Raw genomic sequence first — 18,717 nt, 5'->3', positions numbered from 1 at the left:
GGGCCGTGCTCTCCGACGTAACCCTCGACCTGCCGGTTCGACCGGTGCTGCCGGCGCTGGTCGCGGCACTCGACGCGGCCGGCGCCGGTGTGCTGGTGGCCCCGCCGGGCACCGGTAAGACCACCCTCGCGCCGCTGGCCGTGGCCGACCGGGTGACCGGTCGGGTGGTGATCGCCCAACCCCGCCGGGTGGCGGCTCGTGCCGCGGCCCGGCGAATGGCCGAGCTGCTCGGCGAGCGGGTCGGTGAGCGGGTCGGCTACGCGGTGCGCGGCGAACGCCGGGTCGGCCCGGCCACCCGGATCGAGGTGGTCACCACCGGTCTGCTGGTCCGGCGGCTGCACCACGACCCGGAGCTGCCCGGTACGGATGCCGTGCTGCTCGACGAGTGCCACGAACGTCAACTCGACGCCGATCTCGCGTTGGCCTTCAGCGTGGAGGCGCGGGCCGCCCTCCGGCCGGACCTGTGGTTGCTCGCGATGTCGGCGACCCCGGACACCGACCGGTTCGCCGCGCTGCTGGGCGGGCCCACCCCGGCTCCGGTGGTACGGGCCGAGTCGGCGCTGCACCCGGTGCAGCGGATCTGGGCGCCCCCGGCACGCCCGATCGCCCCGCCGGGGGCCGGGCCGGTGGACCGGGCCCTGCTCGACCACGTGGCCGCCACCATCCGGCGGGCGCTGCGCGAGCAGGACGGTGACGTGCTCGTCTTCCTGCCCGGGGCCGGCGAGATCGCGGCGGTCACCGGACGGCTGAGCGACCTGCGCGACGCGGTCGCCCTGCTGCCGCTGCACGGCCGGCAACGCGGCACCGAGCAGGACGCCGCGCTGCGTCGCGCCGACCGACGACGGGTCGTCCTGTCCACCGCGCTGGCCGAGACCAGCCTGACCGTCCCGGGCGTGCGGGTCGTGGTGGACGCCGGGCTGTCCCGGGTGCCCCGGATCGACCTGGCTCGTGGGCTGGGCGCGCTGGTCACCGTGCCGGTCTCCCGCGCCGCCGCCACGCAGCGCGCCGGTCGGGCCGGCCGGGAGGCCCCCGGGTACGTCTACCGCTGCTGGTCCGCGGCGACCCACGAGCGGCTACCCGCCCGCGCCGAGCCGGAGGTCGCCACCGCCGACCTGACCGGTTTCGCGCTGGAGTTGGCCGCCTGGGGCCGGCCGGACGGTGTCGGGCTCGCGCTGCCCGACGCGCCGCCGGCCGCCGCGATGACCGTGGCCCGGGACACCCTGACCACCCTGGGCGCGGTCGACGGCGACGGTCGGATCACCGCGCGGGGTCGGGCGATCGCCGCCGCCGGCGCGCACCCACGGCTGGCGCGGGCGCTGCTCGACGGCGCGGGCCGGGTCGGCGCCGATCGGGCGGCCGAGGTGGTCGCCCTGCTCGCCGAGGAGAGCGCGGCCGGCCCGGGCGACGATCTGGTCGCCGGTTGGCGTCGGCTGCGCACCGGCGTGGACGCGGCTGCCACCGCCCGCTGGCGCACCGAGGTACGCCGGCTGCGCGCCGCGCTGCCGGCCGGCGCCGCGACGACGGGCCGGGCCGACCCGACCGACCGCACCGGCTCGGGTGGGTTGAGCGACGATCTCGCCGCCGGGCTGCTCGTCGGTCTGGCGTACCCGGAACGGTTGGCCCGGGTGCGGCGGTCGGGCGGGACGACGTACCTGATGACCGGCGGGACCGCCGCGGAGCTGGCGGCCGGCTCGGGGCTGGCCGGGTCCGACTGGCTGGCGGTGGCCGTCGCGGACCGCACCCCCGGCGCGCCGTCAGCCCGGATCCGCCGGGGCTGTCCCGTGGACGAGACGACGGCCCGGGAGGCGGCCGGTCCGTTGCTGCGCACGGACCGCGAGGTCGGCTGGTCCGACGGGGACGTGGTGGCCCGGGAGGTGACCCGGCTGGGCGCGATCGAGCTGGTCCAGCGGAGGCTGGACCGGCCGGACCGGGCGCAGGTGGCCGCCGCGTTGCTGACCGGCCTGCGCCAGGTTGGGCTGGGGCTGCTGCCCTGGACGCCGGCCGCGCGGGCGCTGCGCGAGCGGCTCGCGTTCCTCCGGCACCAGCTGGGCGATCCGTGGCCGGAGGTCGACGACGAATCGTTGCTCGACGCGGCGCCGACCTGGCTGGGCCCGGAGCTGGCCGCCGCGCGGCGTCGGGCCGACCTGGCCCGGGTCGACGTGCCGTCGGCGCTGCGGCGGCTGCTGCCCTGGGCGCAGGCCGCACGCCTCGACGAACTGGCCCCGGAACGGGTCGAGGTGCCGAGTGGGTCCCGGATCCGGCTGGACTACGCCGACCCGGCCGCGCCGGTGCTCGCCGTGAAGCTCCAGGAGACGTTCGGCTGGGCGGCGGCCCCCCGCATCGCCGGCGCTCGGGTGCCGGTGCTGCTGCACCTGCTCTCCCCCGCCGGCCGGCCGGTGGCGGTCACCGCCGACCTGGCGTCGTTCTGGCGTACCGGCTACCCGCAGGTCCGCTCCGAGCTGCGCGGGCGCTACCCGCGGCACCCGTGGCCGGAGGATCCGGCCACGGCGACGCCCACCCGGCACGCCACGCCCCGTCGGCGCTGAACGCCGGGCTCACTCCTCGACGACGTCGGCCACCACGACGGTGACGTTGTCCGGCGCACCGGCGCGCAGCGCCAGATCGATCAGCTTGCCGGCGCAGGCGCCCCGGTCCGGGTAGCCGCCGAGCACCTCGATGAGGGTGTCCGGCCGGACGACGTTGGAGAGCCCGTCGCTGCACAGCAGCCACCGGTCGCCGGCTCGGGGCACCATCGTCGCGTACGACGGGGAGACCTCGTCGCCCTGCAACGCCTGGGTGACCACGGCTCGGCGCGGGTGGCTGCTGGCCTGGTCCGCGGTGATCACGCCCTGCTCCACCAACATCTGGACGAACGTGTCGTCCCGGGTGACCTGCTTGAGCACGCCCTCACGGAACAGGTACGCCCGGGAGTCGCCGACGTGCGCGAGGGCCAGGCAGCTGCCGGTACGGGCGAAGAGCAGGGCGGTCAGCGTGGTGCCCATGCCCTGCCGCTCGGGATCCTCGGCGACCGCCTGCCGGATCCGGGAGGTGGCCAGCGCGATGCCACCCTCGAGCGCGGCCACCAGGGCGTCCTCGGGAGTCTCCACGTCCAGCGGGGCGAACGCGTCGATGGTGAGGGCGCTGGCCAGGTCGCCGGCGGCCATCCCGCCCATGCCGTCGGCGACAGCGACGAGCCAGGTGCCGGCGTGCAGGGCGTCCTGGTTTCCGCTGCGGATCAGCCCACGGTCGCTCGTTCCCACGGAACGCAGCTTCAGGGTCATGGGAGGCAGCCTGCCAGGCGAAGGGCGCAGTTGTCTCTAGGAGATCAGGACGACGGCGCGTGGCGCGGCCAATCTCACGTTCGCGTGGCGGCCCGTCGGGGCGCGTCCGCCGGGCTGACCGTCCTCGTCGGATGCGAGAACCCATCCAACCAGATCAATTGACATGGGCTGCCGGCGCTGGAAACATCGAGCCGATAACTGGGAGCGCTCCCAGGTTTCGTGTCACCACTGTGTCACCACCACGTCCCACTTCCCGTCCCGGAAGGACTCCCCGTGACGCCATCCCGACGCCGCCTCCTGTTGGCTGCGGCGACCACTCTGGCCCTCACCGGCGCGGGCGCCGGCGCGGCCCACGCCGACCCACCGCCGGACGCCCCCGAGCAGATCGACAACGGCGACTTCAGCGCCGGGGTGAGCCCCTGGTTCTCCTTCGGCACCGGCGCGCTGGCGGTCACCGACGGCCGGCTCTGCACCACCGTCGCGGGCGGCTTGGCCAACCCGTGGGACGCCGGTATCGGCCAGGACGGCGTGCCGCTGATCGCCGGCGCCGAATACACCCTCGGCTTCGCCGTCTCCGCCACGCCCGGCGCCGCGATCAAGGCCGTGCTGCAACTCGGCAGCGCGCCGTACACCACGTACGCGGCCGTCGACGCGACCGCGACCGGCACCGCCCAGCGGGTCGAGCAGACCTTCACCGTTCCGGAGAACAACCCCAACGCCCAGCTGATCTTCCAGGTCGGCGGCGCCGCCCAGACGCAGACCATCTGCCTGGACGACGTCTCGCTGCGCGGCGGCGAGCCACCCGAGCCGTACGAGCCGGACACCGGGCCGAGGGTGCGCGTCAACCAGGTCGGCTACCTGCCTGGTGGCCCGAAGAACGCCACGGTCGTCACCGAGGCCACCACGGCACTGCCCTGGCAGCTGCGCAGCGCGGCCGGTGCCGTCGTGGCCAGTGGCACCACCACCGCCCGCGGTGTCGACGCCGCCTCCGGGCAAAACGTGCAGACGGTCGACTTCTCCAGCTACCGCACCCCCGGCAGCGGGCTGACGCTCACCGTGGACGGCGAGACCAGCCACCCGTTCGACATCTCCGGCACCCTCTACAACCAGCTGCGCTCCGACTCGTTGCAGTTCTTCTACGCCCAGCGCAGCGGCATCGCGATCGACGGCGACCTGATCGGCGACGAGTACGCCCGGCCCGCCGGCCACCTCGGCGTCGCACCCAACAAGGGCGACACCAGCGTGCCCTGCCAGCCGGGTGTCTGCGACTACTCGCTCGACGTGCGCGGCGGCTGGTACGACGCCGGCGACCACGGCAAGTACGTGGTCAACGGCGGCATCGCCACCTACCAACTGCTGAACACCTTCGAGCGGACGAAGACCGCGGCCACCGCGGCCGGCGGCGCCGGGCTCGCCGACAGCACCCTGCGGGTGCCCGAGCGCGGCAACGCCGTGCCGGACATCCTCGACGAGGCCCGCTGGGAGCTGGAGTTCCTGCTGCGCATGCAGGTCCCGGCCGGCAAGCCGCTCGCCGGCATGGTCCACCACAAGATCCACGATCAGAACTGGACCGGGCTGCCGCTCGCCCCGCAGGACGACCCGCAGCCGCGCGAGCTGCACCCGCCGTCGACCGCCGCCACCCTCAACATGGCCGCCACCGCGGCCCAGTGCGCCCGGCTGTTCGCCCCCTACGACGCGGCGTTCGCGGCCCGCTGCGGCACCGCCGCGAAGACCGCCTACGCCGCGGCCAAGGCCCACCCGGCGGTGTACGCCAGCCCGAGCGACGGCACCGGCGGCGGCGCGTACGACGACAGCAACGTCACCGACGAGTTCTACTGGGCGGCGGCCGAGCTGTACCTGACCACCGGCGCGCAGAACTACCTGACCGACCTGACCGCCTCGCCGCACCACACCGGCGACGTGTTCGAACCGCGCGGCTTCGGCTGGCAGAGCACCGCCGCGCTCGGTCGCCTCGACCTGGCCACCGTGCCGAACGGGCTGCCCGCCGCCGACCTGGCCCGGGTCCGCGCCTCGGTCACCACCGCCGCCGACGCGTACCTCGCCGAGCTGCGCCGCCAGGCGTACGGGCTGCCGATGCCCGGTGACGCCAACAGCTACTTCTGGGGCGGCAACAGCAACGTCATCAACAACGCCGTGGTGCTGGCCACCGCGTTCGACCTGACCCGCAACCCCGCATACCGCGACGGCGCCGTGCAGGCCATGGACTACATCCTCGGTCGCAACGCCCTGAACATCTCCTACGTCACCGGGTGGGGCGAGCACGCGGCACAGAACCAGCACAGCCGGATCTTCGGCCACCAACTCGACCCGAACCTGCCCCGACCGCCCGCCGGCTCCCTCGCCGGTGGTCCGAACGCGGCCCTCCAGGACCCGTTCGTGGCGCAACTGCTGGCCGGCTGCGAGCCGATGTTCTGCTACGTCGACGACATCAACTCGTACTCGACCAACGAGGTGGCGATCAACTGGAACTCGGCGCTGGCCTGGATCTCCTCGTTCCTGGCCGACCAGGGCGACGCCGGCGCGGTGCCCGCCAGCACCTGCTCGGTGGCCTACACCAACTACGGCGCCTGGCAGGGCGGCACCGGGTTCACCGGGCAGCTGACCATCCGCAACACCGGGGCCACGGCCGTCAACGGCTGGAGCGTGCGGTTCGCGTTCACCGGCGACCAGCGGGTACGCGAGGCGTGGCTGGCCAAGGTCACCCAGTCCGGCGCGACGGTGACCGCGCGCAACGAGTCGCACAACGCCAAGATCGTGCCCGGCGGCACGGTGACGTTCGGCTTCAACGCGACCACGGCCGGCGGCGCCAACCCCAACCCCGGTCTGGTCACGGTCAACGGAGCGCCCTGCTCGCTGACCTGACCCCGATCCTGGTGGCCACCCGGGGAGGGGCGGCCACCAGGACGGCACGAGCACGCGGCCGGCGGGTCAACCGCCGGCCGCGTTGTGCTTGGCCACCAGGCCGGGCAGCTCGTCCAGCGAGTCGATCCGGAACAGGCACCGCTCCGCCACGGCCGGGACGTCGAGGATGTGCCCCCACGGAGAGCGCCGGATCAGACATGCCTTCATTCCGGCCGCCAGGGCCGGGCGGGCGTCGTTGTCGGGTCGGTCGCCGACGTACAGGATCGACGACGCGGCACCACCGCCTTCGCGGACGACCCGCTCGAAGAAGGCCGGTGCCGGCTTCGCCACGCCCCAGCCGTGCGAGGTGCCGATCACGTCCACGGAGAGGTCGAGCGCGCGCAGGGTCGCCTCGGCGTGGGCCGGCTGGTTGCCCGCGAGGCCCACCACCAGACCCTGATCCCGCAGCGCGGTCAGGCAACCTCGCGCGTCCGGATAGAGGTCCGCCGCGCCGAACGACTCCGGTTGGCCGGCGGCGGCGCGGCGCTCCAACTCGACGTCGAGGTCGAAGTCGGGACGGAATGCCCGGAACGTCTCCTGATAGTCCAGACCCCGGGCGATCACCGCGCCGAAGACCGCCGAGAAGGTGTGCCGGGGAACACCGAGCCAGTCGGCCCAGGCGGCGAACTCGTGGGACTCGTCGAGAATCGTCCCGCCCACATCGAAGAAGACCGCGGTGATCATGTCCGTCTCCCCGTGACCGTCCCCGTCCCCCGTCGCGGTCGCGTGGTCGCTACCGCGCTGCCACCGGGCCAGCGATCAGCCGATCTCCTCGTCGACGTAGCACCAGCGCCATTCCTCGCCCGGCTGCGCCGAGCGGATCACCGGGTGGCCGGTGGAGGCGAAGTGCTTGCTCGCGTGCTGGTTCGGCGACGAGTCACAGCAGCCGACCTGCCCGCAGCTCAGGCAGGTGCGCAGGTGCACCCAGTAGGTGTCGCCGATGGCCACGCAGTCCGCGCACTCGTCGGGGGTGCGCGGCTCGGCGGCGCCGGCCTCGGTCAGATGCTGACAGCTCACTTCTCAACCTCTCGCAGCAACGACTCTTCCAGGTCCAGGTCACGATAGGCCCGCACCAGAACCTCCTCGGGGATCCGACCGGAGTCCCGGGCAACCCGGAACACCTCCCGCTCCGCGTCGATCATCTCCTGTCGCAGCCGACCGTACGCCTGCGACGGGGTCTCCCGCTCGTCGCCACCGAGTCGTTCCCACGCCATGTTGGTGCGGTCCTCCACCGCCCGGCGCAGCCGGTCCACCACCGCATCCGGGGCGCTGTCGGCCAACTCGTCGAGTCGGTCCTGGGCGGCCTTGCTGGCCTGCTGCTGCACCCCGGCCGCGGAGAGCGCGTCCTGCACCGCGTCGTCCTGCGGCAGCCGCAACCGCCTGGCGACCAGCGGCAGGGTGGCACCCTGGCCGACCAGAGTGAAAACGATCACGGCGAAGGCAAGCCAGATGAACAGCGCCCTGGGGTACGGCTCGTCGCCGGCCAGGGTCAGTGGCAGGGCCAGCGCGGCGGCCAGGGTCACCACGCCGCGCATGCCGGCCCAGCCGATGATGATCGGGAACTTCGGTGACGGCCGGGCGTCGCGGCGGCGGACCCGGGGGACCAACCGCGCCAGGTAGGTGGCCGGGAAGAGCCAGACGAACCGGGTCAGGAAGACGGTGGCGAGCACCGCGAAGGTGATCAGGATGAGCGAGCCGATCGGCTCGTCGAGATCGCGTAGCACCTCGCGCAGTTGGAGCCCGACCAGCAGGAAGACCAGACCCTCCAGCAGGAAACGGACCAGCCGCCAGAACGCGCCGACCTGCAACCGGGACGCCGCCGACAGCAGCTGCGGCAGCTTGTGCCCGAGCACCAGACCGGTGACGACCACCGCGACCACACCGGAGGCGTGCAGGTGCTCGGCGGTGAAGACCACCGCGAACGGGATGATCAACGACAGTGCGTTGTCCAGCAGCGGGTCGCTGATCCGCCGGTGCAGGAAGCCGAACACCAGCGCCCCGAGCGCCCCGATCAGGATGCCGCCGCCGGTGGCCCGCAACACCTCGACGGCCACCTCGCCCGTGCCGACTGCCGAGCCGATGGTGGCCAACGTCGCGACCCGCAGCAGCACCAGCGCGGTCGCGTCGTTGACCAGGCTCTCGCCCTCCAGGATGGTGACGACCCGGCGGGGCAGCCCGACCCGGCGGGCAACGGCCGTGGCGGCCACGGCATCCGGCGGGGCGACCACCGCCCCGAGGGCCAGGCAGATCGCGAACGGCAACTGCGGCAGCAGCAGGTGCAGCACCAACCCGACCAGGAACGCGGTGAACAGCACCAGGCCCACCGCGAGCAGCAGGATCGGCCGGATGTTGTTCTTGAACGCCGGCACCGAGGTCTCCAGCGCGGCCACGTAGAGCAGCGGCGGCAGGATGCCGACCAGCACCAACTCCGGGTCGAGTTCCACCTGCGGGAAGCCCGGCACGAACGAGAGCGTCAGACCGAACACGACCAGCACGATCGGCGCGAGCAGACCGAGCCGGCGGGCCAACGCGGCGCCCAGGGTGGCGATCGCCAGGAAGACGACGACCGGAAACAGGCTTTCCATGGGGTACGAGCCTAGGGGTACGCCGATCCGCCCTCGATCAGCCGCCCGGTCGCAGCTTCGGCAGCACCTCCGCGCCGAACGCGTCGAGGAAACCGTGCTGCTCCTGCCCGACGTGGTGCAGGGCGATCTGGTCGAAGCCCAGCGCCACGTACTCCTCCAGCCAGCCGACGTGTCGACCCAGGTCGGACGACACGTTCACCACCTCGGCGACCCGCTGCGCCGGCACGTCGGCGGAGACCGCGTCGAAATGCTCGACCGTCTCCAGGTCCCAGCAGACCGGTGGGGCGAAGACGTTGCTGCGCCACTGGTCGTACGCGAGCGCCTCGGCCTGGGCCTGCTCCGGCGCCCAGGAGACGTGCACCTGCAGGTGCAGCGGGCCGCGCCCGCCGGCGTCGCGGTACGCGTCGATCATCTCGCGCAGGTGTGCCGTCGGGGCGTTCACGGTGATCAGCCCGTCCGCCCACTCGGCGCACCAACGGGCGGTGGCCACGCTGACGGCGGCGCCGACCAGCGCGGGCGGCTGCTCGGGGCGGGTCCACAGCCGGGCGCGATCGACCCGGACCAGGCCGTCGCGGCTGACCTCCTCGCCGGCCAGCAGCGCCCGGATCACGTCCACGCACTCGCGCAGCCGGGCGGCGCGCACGTCCTTGCGGGGCCACGGGTCGCCGGTGATGTGCTCGTTGCTGGCCTCGCCGGTGCCCAGCGCCGCCCAGAACCGGCCCGGGTACATCGCGCCGAGGGTGCCGATCGCCTGCGCGATGATCGCCGGGTGGTAGCGCTGGCCGGGCGCGTTGACCACGCCGAACGGCAGGCCGGTGGCCTGCAACGCCGAGCCGAGCCAGGACCAGGCGAAGCCGGACTCGCCCTGCCGGGCGCTCCACGGGGAGAAGTGGTCGGAGCACATGGCGGCGTCGAAGCCGACCCGCTCGGCGTGCATCACCGCCTCCAGGAGGGCGCGCGGACCGATCTGCTCATGCGAGGCGTGGAACCCGAACGACGTCATGGGCGCACTTCCTACCCACGACGACGCCGACTGAAGCGTGCCGCCGCTGAGTGGCCGACCAGCCGACGAGGTCTACTCGGCGTGCGCGCCCGCTCCGGCCGAGGCGGCGCCCTCGCCCACCCAGACCGTCTTGGTGTTGCAGAACTCCCGCATGCCCAGCGCGGACAACTCCCGCCCGTACCCGGAGTTCTTCACGCCCCCGAACGGCAACTCGGGGTAGGACGTGGTCATCCCGTTGACGAAGACGTTGCCCGCGTCCAGGTCGGTGGCGAAGCGCTCCTGCTCGGCCGGGTCCCGGGTCCAGGCGTTCGAGCCGAGCCCGAAGCTGGTGCCGTTAGCGACCTCGATGGCCTCCTCGTACGACGACACCCGGAACAGGCCGGCCACCGGCCCGAAGACCTCCTCGGACCACATCCGCATCTGCGGGGTGAGGTCGGTGACCACGGTCGGCGGGTAGTACCAGCCGTCGCCGGTCGGTGGCTCGCCGCCGCAGAGCACGGTCGCGCCGTTGTCCACCGCGTCGCGGACCTGGGCGTGCACCTCGTCGCGGCCACGCTCACTGGCCAACGGCCCGACGTCGGTGTTCGGGTCCATCGGGTCGCCGACCCGGAGGGCGGCCATGTTCGCGGCGAATTTCTCGGCGAACGCGTCGTACACGTCGGTGTGCACGATGAACCGCTTCGCGGCGATGCAGGACTGACCGTTGTTCTGGCAGCGCGCGGTGGTGGCCACCTCGGCGGCCCGGTCCACGTCGGCCGAGGGCATCACCACGAAGGGGTCGCTGCCGCCGAGTTCGAGGACGGTCTTCTTGAGTTCCCGACCGGCGATCTGGGCGATGGACCGACCGGCGGGCTCGCTGCCGGTGAGCGTGGCGGCGCGCACCCGGGGGTCGTTGAGGATCCGGTCCACGGCGTCCGAGTCGACCAGCACGGTGGTGAAGGCCCCCTCGGGGAAGCCGGCCCGCCGGAACAGGTCCTCCAGCAGCAGCGCGGTCTGCGGCACGTTCGAGGCGTGCTTGAGCAGGCCGGTGTTGCCGGCCATCAACGCCGGGGCGGCGAAACGCATCACCTGCCAGAGCGGGAAGTTCCACGGCATCACCGCGAGCACGACGCCGATCGGCTGGTAGCGGATGAACGCCCGGGTCGCCTGCACGGCGTCGGCGTCGGCCGGCTCGTCGGCGAGGAACCCGGGTGCCTTGTCGGCGTAGAAGCGGGCGGCCGTGGCGCACTTGGTCACCTCGGCCTGCGCCGCGACGTACGTCTTGCCCATCTCCGTGGTCATGATCCGGGCGATCTCGTCGCGCTCGGCGTCCAGCAGGTCGGCCGCGGCGTTCATCCACCCGGCGCGCTGCTCGACGGTCGTCCTGCGCAGTTGGTGGAAAGCGAGGTCGGTGCGCTCGATGGCACCGTCGAGCTGCTCGGTGGACATCGCCTCATAGGTCTTGAGCACCTGTCCGGTGGCGGGGTTGGTGGTGGCGATGTGGGGCATCTCGTCCTCCTGTCACTCGAACAACGAGTGTCGTACGCCCGGCTCCTCGCGGCGGCGAGCGGCGCGGCGGCGTTGGATCACGACCAGGTCGACCACGGCTACCACCGCGAGAACGGCGCAGACCACGCCGAGCCAGGCGATGCCGGCCCAGAACGCCAGCACCGCGAAGATCACCATGATCACCAGCCCGAAACTGGCGAGGGTGAGCCGGAGGTTCAGCGCGCTGTTCGCGTGGCCGACCGTGCCACGGGCACGCCGGGGCTGCGATCTCGTCATACCCCCCGACCTACCCCCGATCGGCCGCGTTAACCGGCGTCGTGCGCCCTCACCCCCGGCGCGTCGGTGTGCTCCGGCACATCCGTTCGCGCCAGGGACCTCGCCGACCGCAGGATGGGCGCATGTCAATGACCCTCGCCGTGCCGGTGACCGTCTCCATCGCCCGCCGCGTCGACCCCGGCCGGGCCAGCGAGATGGTGGCCTGGATGCGGGCCGGCACCGCGCTGGCCGAGGCGTTTCCCGGGTTCCTCGGCGCCGGTTGGGTGCAGAGCGGCCCCGGGTCGCCGGAGTGGCACATGCTCTACCGCTTCGCCGACGCCGAGACGCTGCGCCGGTGGGAGGAGTCGCCCCAGCGGCACTGGTGGCTCAGCTCGGCGCAGGGCATCGTCGAGCACACCCGGGTCGAGCGGCGTACCGGAATCGAGGGCTGGTTCGACGCGCCGCTGGAGCACTCGGTGGACCCGGCGGAGCCGGTCGGGCCCGCGTCGCCGCCCCGGTGGAAGCAGGCGGTGACGATCTGGCTGGCGTTCTTCCCGTTGAGCCTGACCGCCACGCTGCTGACCAGCCACTTCCTCGACGCGGTGCCGCTGGCGGCCCGGGTACTGCTGATGACGCTCTGCCTGACCCCGCTGATGACCTATCTGGTGCTGCCCCGGATCACCCGGGCGTTGCACTGGTGGCTGCACGGCCAGCCGGCGCCCTGGCGGGGCTTATAACACTCCGAGGTTGCCGGCGTCGGCAATCTGCCGCATAGCCGACAGCAACTTCGCGACGAGCCGCGCCCTGCGCATAGAGTTACCGCGCTGTCGCTCTGTGCTGCGGGAACGGGAGACGTCATGCCTCGACGCTGGGTCGCCGCCCTGGCCTGTCTCGCGGCGCTGGTCGCGCTGGCCTGTGAGGGCGGCAACTCGGCGACACCCCGCCCCACCACGAGCGCCCCGCCATCGAGCGGGCCCGGCGGCATCGCCGCCCTCGGCGACTCGATAAGCACCGGCTTCGCCTCCTGCCTGGTGCTCACCTCCTGCGAACGCAACTCCTGGTCGACCGGGGACGGGCTGCGGGTGCAGAGTCACTACCGGCGGCTGCTCGACCAGAATTCGGCAATCCGCGACCGGAGGTACAACCACGCCCGTCCCGGCGCCCGCGCGGACGCCCTCGAGGGTCAGGCCCAGGCGGCGGTACGCGACCGCGCCGACTACGTCACCGTGCTGATCGGCGCCAACGACGTCTGCCGGGGCGGGGTGGACGCGATGACGCCGGTGGGGCAGTTCCGGGCCGACGTCGACCGGGGGCTGCGGGTCCTGCGGACCGGCCGGCCGAAGGCCCGGGTGTTGGTGGTCAGCATCCCCGACCTGTACCGGCTCTGGGAGGTCGGACACGACGACGCCCGAGCGACCCGGGCGTGGCGGCGGGGCATCTGCCCCGCCCTGCTGGCCGAGGCCACCTCGACCGCGCCCGCCGACCGGGCGCGCCGGGCCGCCGTCCGGGACCGGATCGACGCGTACAACGCCGAACTGAAGGCGGCCTGCCGGGCGTACGGGTCACGCTGCCGGCACGACGGCGGCGCGTTGCACAAGGTCCGGTTCACCCTGGACCTGCTCAACCCGCTGGACTGGTTCCACCCCAACGCCACCGGCCAGGGGCGCATCGCCGAGGTGACCTGGCGCTCCGCCGGCCTGGCCGGCTGACCACCGGAAGACGGGTCGTCAGGGCTGGCGCGGCTCCGGGACGGTGTTGCCGCGGGAACGGTAGAGGGCCCGGGAGCGCTGGGCGAGGTCCTTTGTGGCCGACGAGTTGGCCCAGGTGCCGAGGACGATGGCGGCGCCGGGGACGATCTTGGCAACCATCCGCTTCGCGGCGCGGACGCCGGCCATCTGGGCCAGCCGGACGCCAAGTTGCAGCATGACCCGACCGAGCGGACGCTGGCCACCCAGGCCGAAGAGCGCGTCGGCGCGTTCCCGGCCGGCGGCCACGCCGAGCGCCAGCCGGGCGCTCTCGGCGACCTTGTGCACCCGCTGGAGCACCAGCAGGTCGGTGGCCCGATCGTGGTGCAGGGGGTCGACGTCGTACGCGGCGGCGATGTGCAGCACCATCCGCGCCTGCGTCCAGGCCAGCACCCCCACGTCGATCACCGCGCCGGGCAGCCCGGCAGCGCCGGAGACCGCGCCGGAGAGTCGGGCCAGGTTGACGAACTTACGGGCCGCCTGGTCGGCCAGCACATCGGCGGACACCCCGGGGTGTTCGGCCCGAGCCCGGCTGGCCCACTGCACGGCTTCCGGCCCGAGGCGGCGCACCGCCTCCAGGGCAAGGTGCTCCGGCGCGTACTGCGGATCGTCACGCATCCGGTCCCAGAGTCGGGCCGGCGGACCCTCGGGGGCGTCCACCGGCCCGGCCGGCAGGTCGGCGGACGGTTGAGGCGTGGAGGCGGCGGGCTGGCCGCCGGTGGGCGGGGTGTCGGTCACCAGGTCTCCCCAGGGGTGGAAACGGTGGACAGGGCGGCCGATGAAGCGATCAGCGGCGGCGGTTGGACAGCCGGGCCGCCAACCCCTTCAGCTTCTGCTGGTTGGCCGGCTTGGCCATCTCTCGACGACCCCGCTCGACCAGCTGCTGCCCCTTCGGCGATCTCAAAAACGTGGTGATCCGCTGCATCAGTGACATGGCGTCCTCCTGTCGATGATCCCTTAGTCATGTGTACCCCGAACCCGCAACACATGTACCCGGGATGCGACAGCCTCAACCCTGACCGTCCATAGTGGGCGGTAGGTTACCGCCCCGCCGGCACGATGGCGTCGACGACCCGGGTGGCTCGCCACTCGTGCTGCTGGTAGTGCTCGGGATACGCGGAGACCTGCACCGCCTGGGCGGCGTCGGTGAGCCGCATCCGCTCCCAGCCGGGCACCTGCTCCAGCGCGGTGAGGAACTGCCGGGTGGCGAACTCGGGGTCCATCAACCGCCCCACCGGGCCCCAGCCGCTGCTGGAACGCTGCTGGAACAACCCGACCGAGTCATGATCCCAACCGACGCCCTGGTGCGGATAGTCCTGCGACTCCGGCAGCACACCGCTGGCCACGTTGTAGAGGTTGCTCTCCTGCATCGCGGTGGCCACCGCGATCACCAGACCCCGGCGCGGCACGCCCATGTCGCGGCCGGTGCGGACGATCGCCTCGGCGTTCTCCATCTGGTCGTCGTCCAGCCCGGCCACCGGGGCCGGATCGGTCGGACGGGCCGGGGCGACCTTGCGAGCCGGCGCGGTGGTGTCCGGGTCGGCGGTGGTCGGGGCAGCGGCGGGGGTGCTCGGGGCGGCCGTGCGGTCGAGGGCACGGGAGGCGCCCTGCTGCTCGGCGCGCTGCGCCAGGTCGGAGCTGGAGAGCGCTCCGCCCCGGGTCGCCGCGTCGGCGTTCTCGTTCTGCGCCTGGGCGACGGCGGCCAGACCGAGGCAGCACACCACACCGGTGGCCAGCGCCACCTGCGCCCGGCGTCGACCGGTCAGGTCCCGGGCGTACGCCCGGAGCCGACTCGCGGCGGTTGTCCGTTCGGTTGAGGTGCCATCCCCCGTATCGGCAGTGGGGCCGCTCGGGGCGTACGGGTCGTCGAGGGTGCCGTCGTCACGCATCAACCGAGGCTAGGCAGGTGAAAACCCCGATCACGCACAGTGATCACGTGGCCCTCGCCACAGATCCGGGCCCGCCCGGTGGACAACCGTGGCCGGTCGACCCGCCCGGGGAACGCACCTCGCGTACCGGATGAAGCCGGCGCCGCACGCGGACCGGGACGGTCGGCGACAGGGCCGGACATCCGACCGGCGAGCCTGACATGATCGACAAACTCGGCCTTTGGGCCGAACCGCCCATCGGCCGATCGGCCAAGGGGGCAGCCCTGGTGGCGTAAACAGATGATTAGTCCGGTCATGCCCAGCACCCGGCCAACGGATCGCCCGGCGCAGGAATGCACCAGGATGGCGGGTACGTTGCCCGAACGGGTGCCCTCCGTCGCGACGGCACCCCGCAGGCACATTTCAGGGAGGTCCGCACCGGTGCTCGACCCACACGAGCTCTACCAGCTCACCGACGATCTGCCCGACCTCGGGCAGCCGGTCCTGATCCAGGCCCTCACCGGGTTCGTGGACGCCGGAAACGCCAGCCGGCTGGCGCGTGAGCAGCTGCTCACCTCGTTGGAAGGCCGGCCGATCGCCACCTTCGACGTCGACCAGCTCTTCGACTACCGATCGCGACGACCGGTGATGACCTTCGTCGAGGACCACTGGGAGAGCGTCGACTCCCCCAAGCTGGAGCTGCACCTGCTGCACGACGACGACGAGACCCCCTTCCTGCTGCTCACCGGCCCCGAGCCGGACCTGCAGTGGGAGCGTTTCGTGGCAGCCGTCGCCGGGCTCGCCGCCCGGCTGGACGTCCGGCTCACCGTCGGGCTCAACTCGATCCCGATGGCCGTCCCGCACACCAGGCCGACCGGGGTGACCGCGCACGCCACCCGCCCCGAGCTGATCGGCGGCTACGAGCCCTGGCTGCAACGCGTCCAGGTGCCCGGCAGCGTCGGCCACCTGCTGGAGTTCCGCCTCGGCGAGCAGGGCCGCGACGCGCTGGGCTTCGCCGCCCACGTGCCGCACTACGTGGCGCAGACCGAATACCCGGCCGCCGCCGAGGTGCTGCTCACCTCGGTGTCGCGCAGCACCGGGCTGCTGTTGCCCGGCGACGGGCTGCGCTCGGCCGCCGAGGTGGTTCGGGTGGAGATCGACCGGCAGGTCGCGCAGACCGAGGACGCCGCAGCCCTGGTCCAGGCCCTGGAGGAGCAGTACGACGCGTTCGCCCGAGGCCGGGGCGAGAAGAGCCTGCTCGCCCCGGACGCCGGTCCGCTGCCCACCGCCGACGAACTCGGCGCGGAACTGGAAAGGTTCCTGGCCGAACAGACCCGTCCCGGCGACACCCCGGGCAGCTGACCCGGCGTCGCGGCGGCGGATACGGCAGGCTGGGGGCATGCGCCTGGCAACCTGGAACGTCAACTCGGTGAAGTCCCGGCTACCCCGGCTGCTGCAGTGGCTGGCCGACACCGAGCCGGACGTCGTCTGTTTGCAGGAGACCAAGTGCCCGGACGGCGCCTTCCCGGCGACCGAGGTGGGCGAGTTGGGCTACACCGTGGCCAGCCACAGCGACGGCCGGTGGAACGGGGTGGCCATCCTCTCCCGCGTCGGGCTGGACGACGTCCGGGTCGGGTTCGCCGACGAGCCCGGCTTTCCCGATCCGGAGGCCCGGGCCATCTCCGCCACCTGCGACGGGGTGCGGGTCTGGTCGGTGTACGTGCCCAACGGCCGGACACCCGACGACCCGCACTACGCGTACAAGCTGGCCTGGTTCGCGGCGCTGCGCGACGCGCTGAAGGCCGAGCTGGTCGGCGGGTTGCCGCTGGCGGTCTGCGGCGACTTCAACGTCGCCCCGACCGACGCCGACGTCTGGGACCCGGCGGTCTTCACCCACTCCACGCACGTCACCCCGGCCGAGCGGGCGGCCCTCGCGGCGCTGCGCGACCTGGGCCTCAGCGACGTGGTGCCCACCCCGATGAAGGGCCCGCACCCGTTCACCTACTGGGACTACCGGGCCGGCATGTTCCACCAGAACAAGGGCATGAGAATCGACCTGGTGTACGCGTCCGCGCCGTTCGCCCGGGCGGTCCGCGCCGCGTACGTGGACCGCGAGGCCCGCAAGGGCAAGGGCCCCTCCGACCACGCCCCGATCGTGGTCGACGCGGATCTGGTCCCGTCGGTCGAGGCGTTCTGAGTGGCTAGGGTGGGCAGATGGCAGTCGTGAAGATCAACGCAATCGAGGTCCCGCCGGGCGGCGGCGCGGAGCTGGAGAAGCGGTTCGCCGCGCGGGCCGGCGCGGTGCAGGGCTCCCCCGGCTTCCTCGGCTTCGAACTGCTCCGCCCGGTGGCCGGCGAGACCCGCTACTTCGTCTACACCAGGTGGGAGAGCGAGGAGGCGTACCAGGCATGGGCTGCCGGCCCCGCACGCGCCGCCCACGCCAGCGCCCCCGGCGAGAAGCCGCGTCCCCCGGTCTCCACCGGTGCGAGCCTCCTGGAGTTCGAGGTGGCGCTGCACGTCTCCGAGCGCTGACCAGCGCAACTCTGTCGCCTTGGAGATCGGCTCATCGCCGTGATCGTGCTCGATCCTGGATGTAGTCCCCTCCCCGCGGCGCGAGACCACTACATCCTGGTTCGAGCACGATCTTGACCAGGCCCGACGGGGCGGGGCGCCCTACGACAACCCGCTCGACCTGCCGACGGCGAGTCGTACCGGATCAGGGCTTGCGGGAGGACTGGAGGGTGGCGAAGGCGATCACGTTGTCGGCGTAGCCGGTGCGACCGCCGATGAACTGCCCGCCGCAGGTGATCAGGCGCAGCCCGGGTGGCCCGTCGTGGCCGTAGATGCGCTCGGCGGGCAGCTGGTCCTTCGGGAAGTGCTCCACGGTGTCGACCTTGAAGATCACCGTCGACCGGTCCGCCCGGGCCACCTCGATGAGGTCCCCCGGCTTCAACCTGCCCAGGTCGTAGAAGACCGACGGGCCGCTCTTGGTGTCCACGTGTCCGACGATCACCGCCGGACCGGGTTCGCCGGGCGTGGGACCACGGTCGTACCAACCGGTCTCGTTGTGCTTCTCCAACGGCGGTACCGCGATCGAGCCGTCCCGTGCCTGCCCGACCGGGGCCACCGGCGCGGCCACCTTGATCGCCGGCACCGAGAGGCGCACCGGACGACCGGCGGACAACCCGACCGACTCGCTGTGCGCCGGCCGGTCACCACCGGTCGGGGCCAGGTCGAACGGGCCCACCGAACGGCCCAGCCCCGCCCCGGTGGCGAAGACCCCGGCCAGCACCAGCACCACGGCCAACGGCACCGACCAGGGGCTACGGCCGGAGGGACGACTACGCCGAGGGGCGACCGCGGTCGGCGGACGCGCGGCCACCGAGGGGCGGTCGGGATCCGGCGGGAGCTGCCGGTCCGGCGGGCGCTGCGGATCCGACGGACGGTCCGAGCCCCGCCACCCGTCGTCCACCGGCGGTCGCCCGTCATCGGGCGGCGAAGCCGGACGACCGGCGAAGGGCTGGCGCGCACCGGCCGGCGGCGGCGTGGGACGGAAGATCTCCAAGGCGG

At 73.0% G+C, this 18,717-nt stretch carries 18 protein-coding genes; 7 read left to right on the top strand and 11 right to left on the bottom strand.

All coding sequences use genetic code 11. The features are described 5' to 3' along the window. Positions 1–5 precede the first annotated feature (5 nt). Positions 6–2,546 (top strand): ATP-dependent helicase HrpB, encoded by a 2,541-nt coding sequence (gene hrpB / locus AB0J33_RS20585; protein ID WP_363615615.1) that lies wholly within the window; start codon positions 6–8, stop codon positions 2,544–2,546. A gap of 9 nt (positions 2,547–2,555) precedes the next feature. Here the strand turns inward: hrpB and AB0J33_RS20580 are convergent, their stop codons facing one another. Next, entirely contained in the window at positions 2,556–3,281 is a 726-nt protein-coding gene (locus AB0J33_RS20580; protein ID WP_363615614.1) for a protein phosphatase 2C domain-containing protein, read from the bottom strand. 273 nt (positions 3,282–3,554) lie between these two features. Between AB0J33_RS20580 and AB0J33_RS20575 the strand changes: the two genes are divergently transcribed. Then, positions 3,555–6,164, top strand: coding sequence for a glycoside hydrolase family 9 protein (locus AB0J33_RS20575; RefSeq protein ID WP_363615613.1), 2,610 nt, complete (start codon positions 3,555–3,557; stop codon positions 6,162–6,164). 66 nt (positions 6,165–6,230) lie between these two features. On the opposite strand, the gene AB0J33_RS20570 is transcribed toward AB0J33_RS20575, so the two are convergent. From AB0J33_RS20570 to AB0J33_RS20545, 6 genes are all read right to left on the bottom strand, one after another. Then, positions 6,231–6,887 (bottom strand): HAD family hydrolase, encoded by a 657-nt coding sequence (locus tag AB0J33_RS20570; protein WP_363615612.1) that lies wholly within the window; start codon positions 6,885–6,887, stop codon positions 6,231–6,233. 75 nt (positions 6,888–6,962) lie between these two features. Next, the gene (locus tag AB0J33_RS20565; RefSeq protein WP_363615611.1) at positions 6,963–7,220 is read right to left on the bottom strand and encodes a UBP-type zinc finger domain-containing protein; all 258 of its coding nucleotides are present in this window, start codon (positions 7,218–7,220) and stop codon (positions 6,963–6,965) included. Then, positions 7,217–8,788: a Na+/H+ antiporter gene (locus AB0J33_RS20560; RefSeq protein WP_363615610.1), complete on the bottom strand. Its 1,572-nt coding sequence runs from the start codon at positions 8,786–8,788 to the stop codon at positions 7,217–7,219. The genes AB0J33_RS20565 and AB0J33_RS20560 overlap by 4 nt, the downstream gene beginning before the upstream one ends. 37 nt (positions 8,789–8,825) lie before the next feature. Continuing rightward, positions 8,826–9,791, bottom strand: coding sequence for a TIGR03885 family FMN-dependent LLM class oxidoreductase (locus AB0J33_RS20555; protein WP_363615609.1), 966 nt, complete (start codon positions 9,789–9,791; stop codon positions 8,826–8,828). A gap of 72 nt (positions 9,792–9,863) precedes the next feature. Continuing rightward, positions 9,864–11,279: an NADP-dependent succinic semialdehyde dehydrogenase gene (locus tag AB0J33_RS20550; protein WP_363615608.1), complete on the bottom strand. Its 1,416-nt coding sequence runs from the start codon at positions 11,277–11,279 to the stop codon at positions 9,864–9,866. A gap of 12 nt (positions 11,280–11,291) precedes the next feature. Next, complete coding sequence (locus tag AB0J33_RS20545) at positions 11,292–11,555, bottom strand: DUF6343 family protein (protein ID WP_363615607.1); 264 nt, start codon at positions 11,553–11,555, stop codon at positions 11,292–11,294. A 122-nt stretch (positions 11,556–11,677) separates the two neighbouring features. Between AB0J33_RS20545 and AB0J33_RS20540 the strand changes: the two genes are divergently transcribed. Both AB0J33_RS20540 and AB0J33_RS20535 read left to right on the top strand, forming a co-directional pair. Next, complete coding sequence (locus AB0J33_RS20540; RefSeq protein ID WP_363615606.1) at positions 11,678–12,271, top strand: antibiotic biosynthesis monooxygenase; 594 nt, start codon at positions 11,678–11,680, stop codon at positions 12,269–12,271. A 120-nt stretch (positions 12,272–12,391) separates the two neighbouring features. After that, entirely contained in the window at positions 12,392–13,243 is an 852-nt protein-coding gene (locus AB0J33_RS20535) for a GDSL-type esterase/lipase family protein (protein ID WP_363615605.1), read from the top strand. Between the two features lie 18 nt (positions 13,244–13,261). Here AB0J33_RS20535 and AB0J33_RS20530 read toward each other — a convergent pair whose 3' ends face one another. From AB0J33_RS20530 to AB0J33_RS20520, 3 genes are all read right to left on the bottom strand, one after another. After that, positions 13,262–14,017: an EcsC family protein gene (locus AB0J33_RS20530; RefSeq protein ID WP_363615604.1), complete on the bottom strand. Its 756-nt coding sequence runs from the start codon at positions 14,015–14,017 to the stop codon at positions 13,262–13,264. A 49-nt stretch (positions 14,018–14,066) separates the two neighbouring features. Then, the gene (locus AB0J33_RS20525; RefSeq protein ID WP_165435705.1) at positions 14,067–14,213 is read right to left on the bottom strand and encodes a hypothetical protein; all 147 of its coding nucleotides are present in this window, start codon (positions 14,211–14,213) and stop codon (positions 14,067–14,069) included. Positions 14,214–14,319: 106 nt separating this feature from the next. Further along, positions 14,320–15,168 (bottom strand): peptidase M23, encoded by an 849-nt coding sequence (locus tag AB0J33_RS20520; protein WP_363615603.1) that lies wholly within the window; start codon positions 15,166–15,168, stop codon positions 14,320–14,322. A 420-nt stretch (positions 15,169–15,588) separates the two neighbouring features. Between AB0J33_RS20520 and AB0J33_RS20515 the strand changes: the two genes are divergently transcribed. The 3 genes from AB0J33_RS20515 to AB0J33_RS20505 are packed head-to-tail and all read left to right on the top strand — an operon-like array spanning position 15,589 to position 17,679. After that, entirely contained in the window at positions 15,589–16,509 is a 921-nt protein-coding gene (locus AB0J33_RS20515) for a PAC2 family protein (protein WP_363615602.1), read from the top strand. Positions 16,510–16,546: 37 nt separating this feature from the next. Continuing rightward, positions 16,547–17,344, top strand: a complete 798-nt coding sequence (locus tag AB0J33_RS20510) for an exodeoxyribonuclease III (protein WP_363615601.1) — start codon at positions 16,547–16,549, stop codon at positions 17,342–17,344. A 17-nt stretch (positions 17,345–17,361) separates the two neighbouring features. Then, positions 17,362–17,679 (top strand): antibiotic biosynthesis monooxygenase, encoded by a 318-nt coding sequence (locus AB0J33_RS20505; RefSeq protein WP_363615600.1) that lies wholly within the window; start codon positions 17,362–17,364, stop codon positions 17,677–17,679. A 184-nt stretch (positions 17,680–17,863) separates the two neighbouring features. On the opposite strand, the gene AB0J33_RS20500 is transcribed toward AB0J33_RS20505, so the two are convergent. Next, the gene (locus AB0J33_RS20500; RefSeq protein ID WP_363615599.1) at positions 17,864–18,529 is read right to left on the bottom strand and encodes a class F sortase; all 666 of its coding nucleotides are present in this window, start codon (positions 18,527–18,529) and stop codon (positions 17,864–17,866) included. Between the last annotated feature and the right edge of the window lie 188 nt (positions 18,530–18,717).

The organism is Micromonospora sp. NPDC049645 (genome assembly GCF_040675155.1).
GTDB lineage: Bacteria > Actinomycetota > Actinomycetes > Mycobacteriales > Micromonosporaceae > Micromonospora.
This window is presented reverse-complemented; position numbering and strand designations above follow the sequence as displayed.

Excerpts from the sequence above, each read along its gene's own strand:
- AB0J33_RS20525 (WP_165435705.1), bottom strand. The coding sequence starts at position 14,213 with ATGTCACTGATGCAGCGGATCACCACGTTTTTGAGATCGCCGAAGGGG.
- AB0J33_RS20580 (WP_363615614.1), bottom strand. The coding sequence starts at position 3,281 with ATGACCCTGAAGCTGCGTTCCGTGGGAACGAGCGACCGTGGGCTGATC.
- AB0J33_RS20505 (WP_363615600.1), top strand. The coding sequence starts at position 17,362 with ATGGCAGTCGTGAAGATCAACGCAATCGAGGTCCCGCCGGGCGGCGGC.
- AB0J33_RS20570 (WP_363615612.1), bottom strand. The coding sequence starts at position 6,887 with ATGATCACCGCGGTCTTCTTCGATGTGGGCGGGACGATTCTCGACGAG.
- AB0J33_RS20550 (WP_363615608.1), bottom strand. The coding sequence starts at position 11,279 with ATGCCCCACATCGCCACCACCAACCCCGCCACCGGACAGGTGCTCAAG.
- AB0J33_RS20545 (WP_363615607.1), bottom strand. The coding sequence starts at position 11,555 with ATGACGAGATCGCAGCCCCGGCGTGCCCGTGGCACGGTCGGCCACGCG.
- AB0J33_RS20540 (WP_363615606.1), top strand. The coding sequence starts at position 11,678 with ATGTCAATGACCCTCGCCGTGCCGGTGACCGTCTCCATCGCCCGCCGC.
- AB0J33_RS20555 (WP_363615609.1), bottom strand. The coding sequence starts at position 9,791 with ATGACGTCGTTCGGGTTCCACGCCTCGCATGAGCAGATCGGTCCGCGC.
- AB0J33_RS20560 (WP_363615610.1), bottom strand. The coding sequence starts at position 8,788 with ATGGAAAGCCTGTTTCCGGTCGTCGTCTTCCTGGCGATCGCCACCCTG.
- AB0J33_RS20520 (WP_363615603.1), bottom strand. The coding sequence starts at position 15,168 with ATGCGTGACGACGGCACCCTCGACGACCCGTACGCCCCGAGCGGCCCC.
- AB0J33_RS20535 (WP_363615605.1), top strand. The coding sequence starts at position 12,392 with ATGCCTCGACGCTGGGTCGCCGCCCTGGCCTGTCTCGCGGCGCTGGTC.
- AB0J33_RS20510 (WP_363615601.1), top strand. The coding sequence starts at position 16,547 with ATGCGCCTGGCAACCTGGAACGTCAACTCGGTGAAGTCCCGGCTACCC.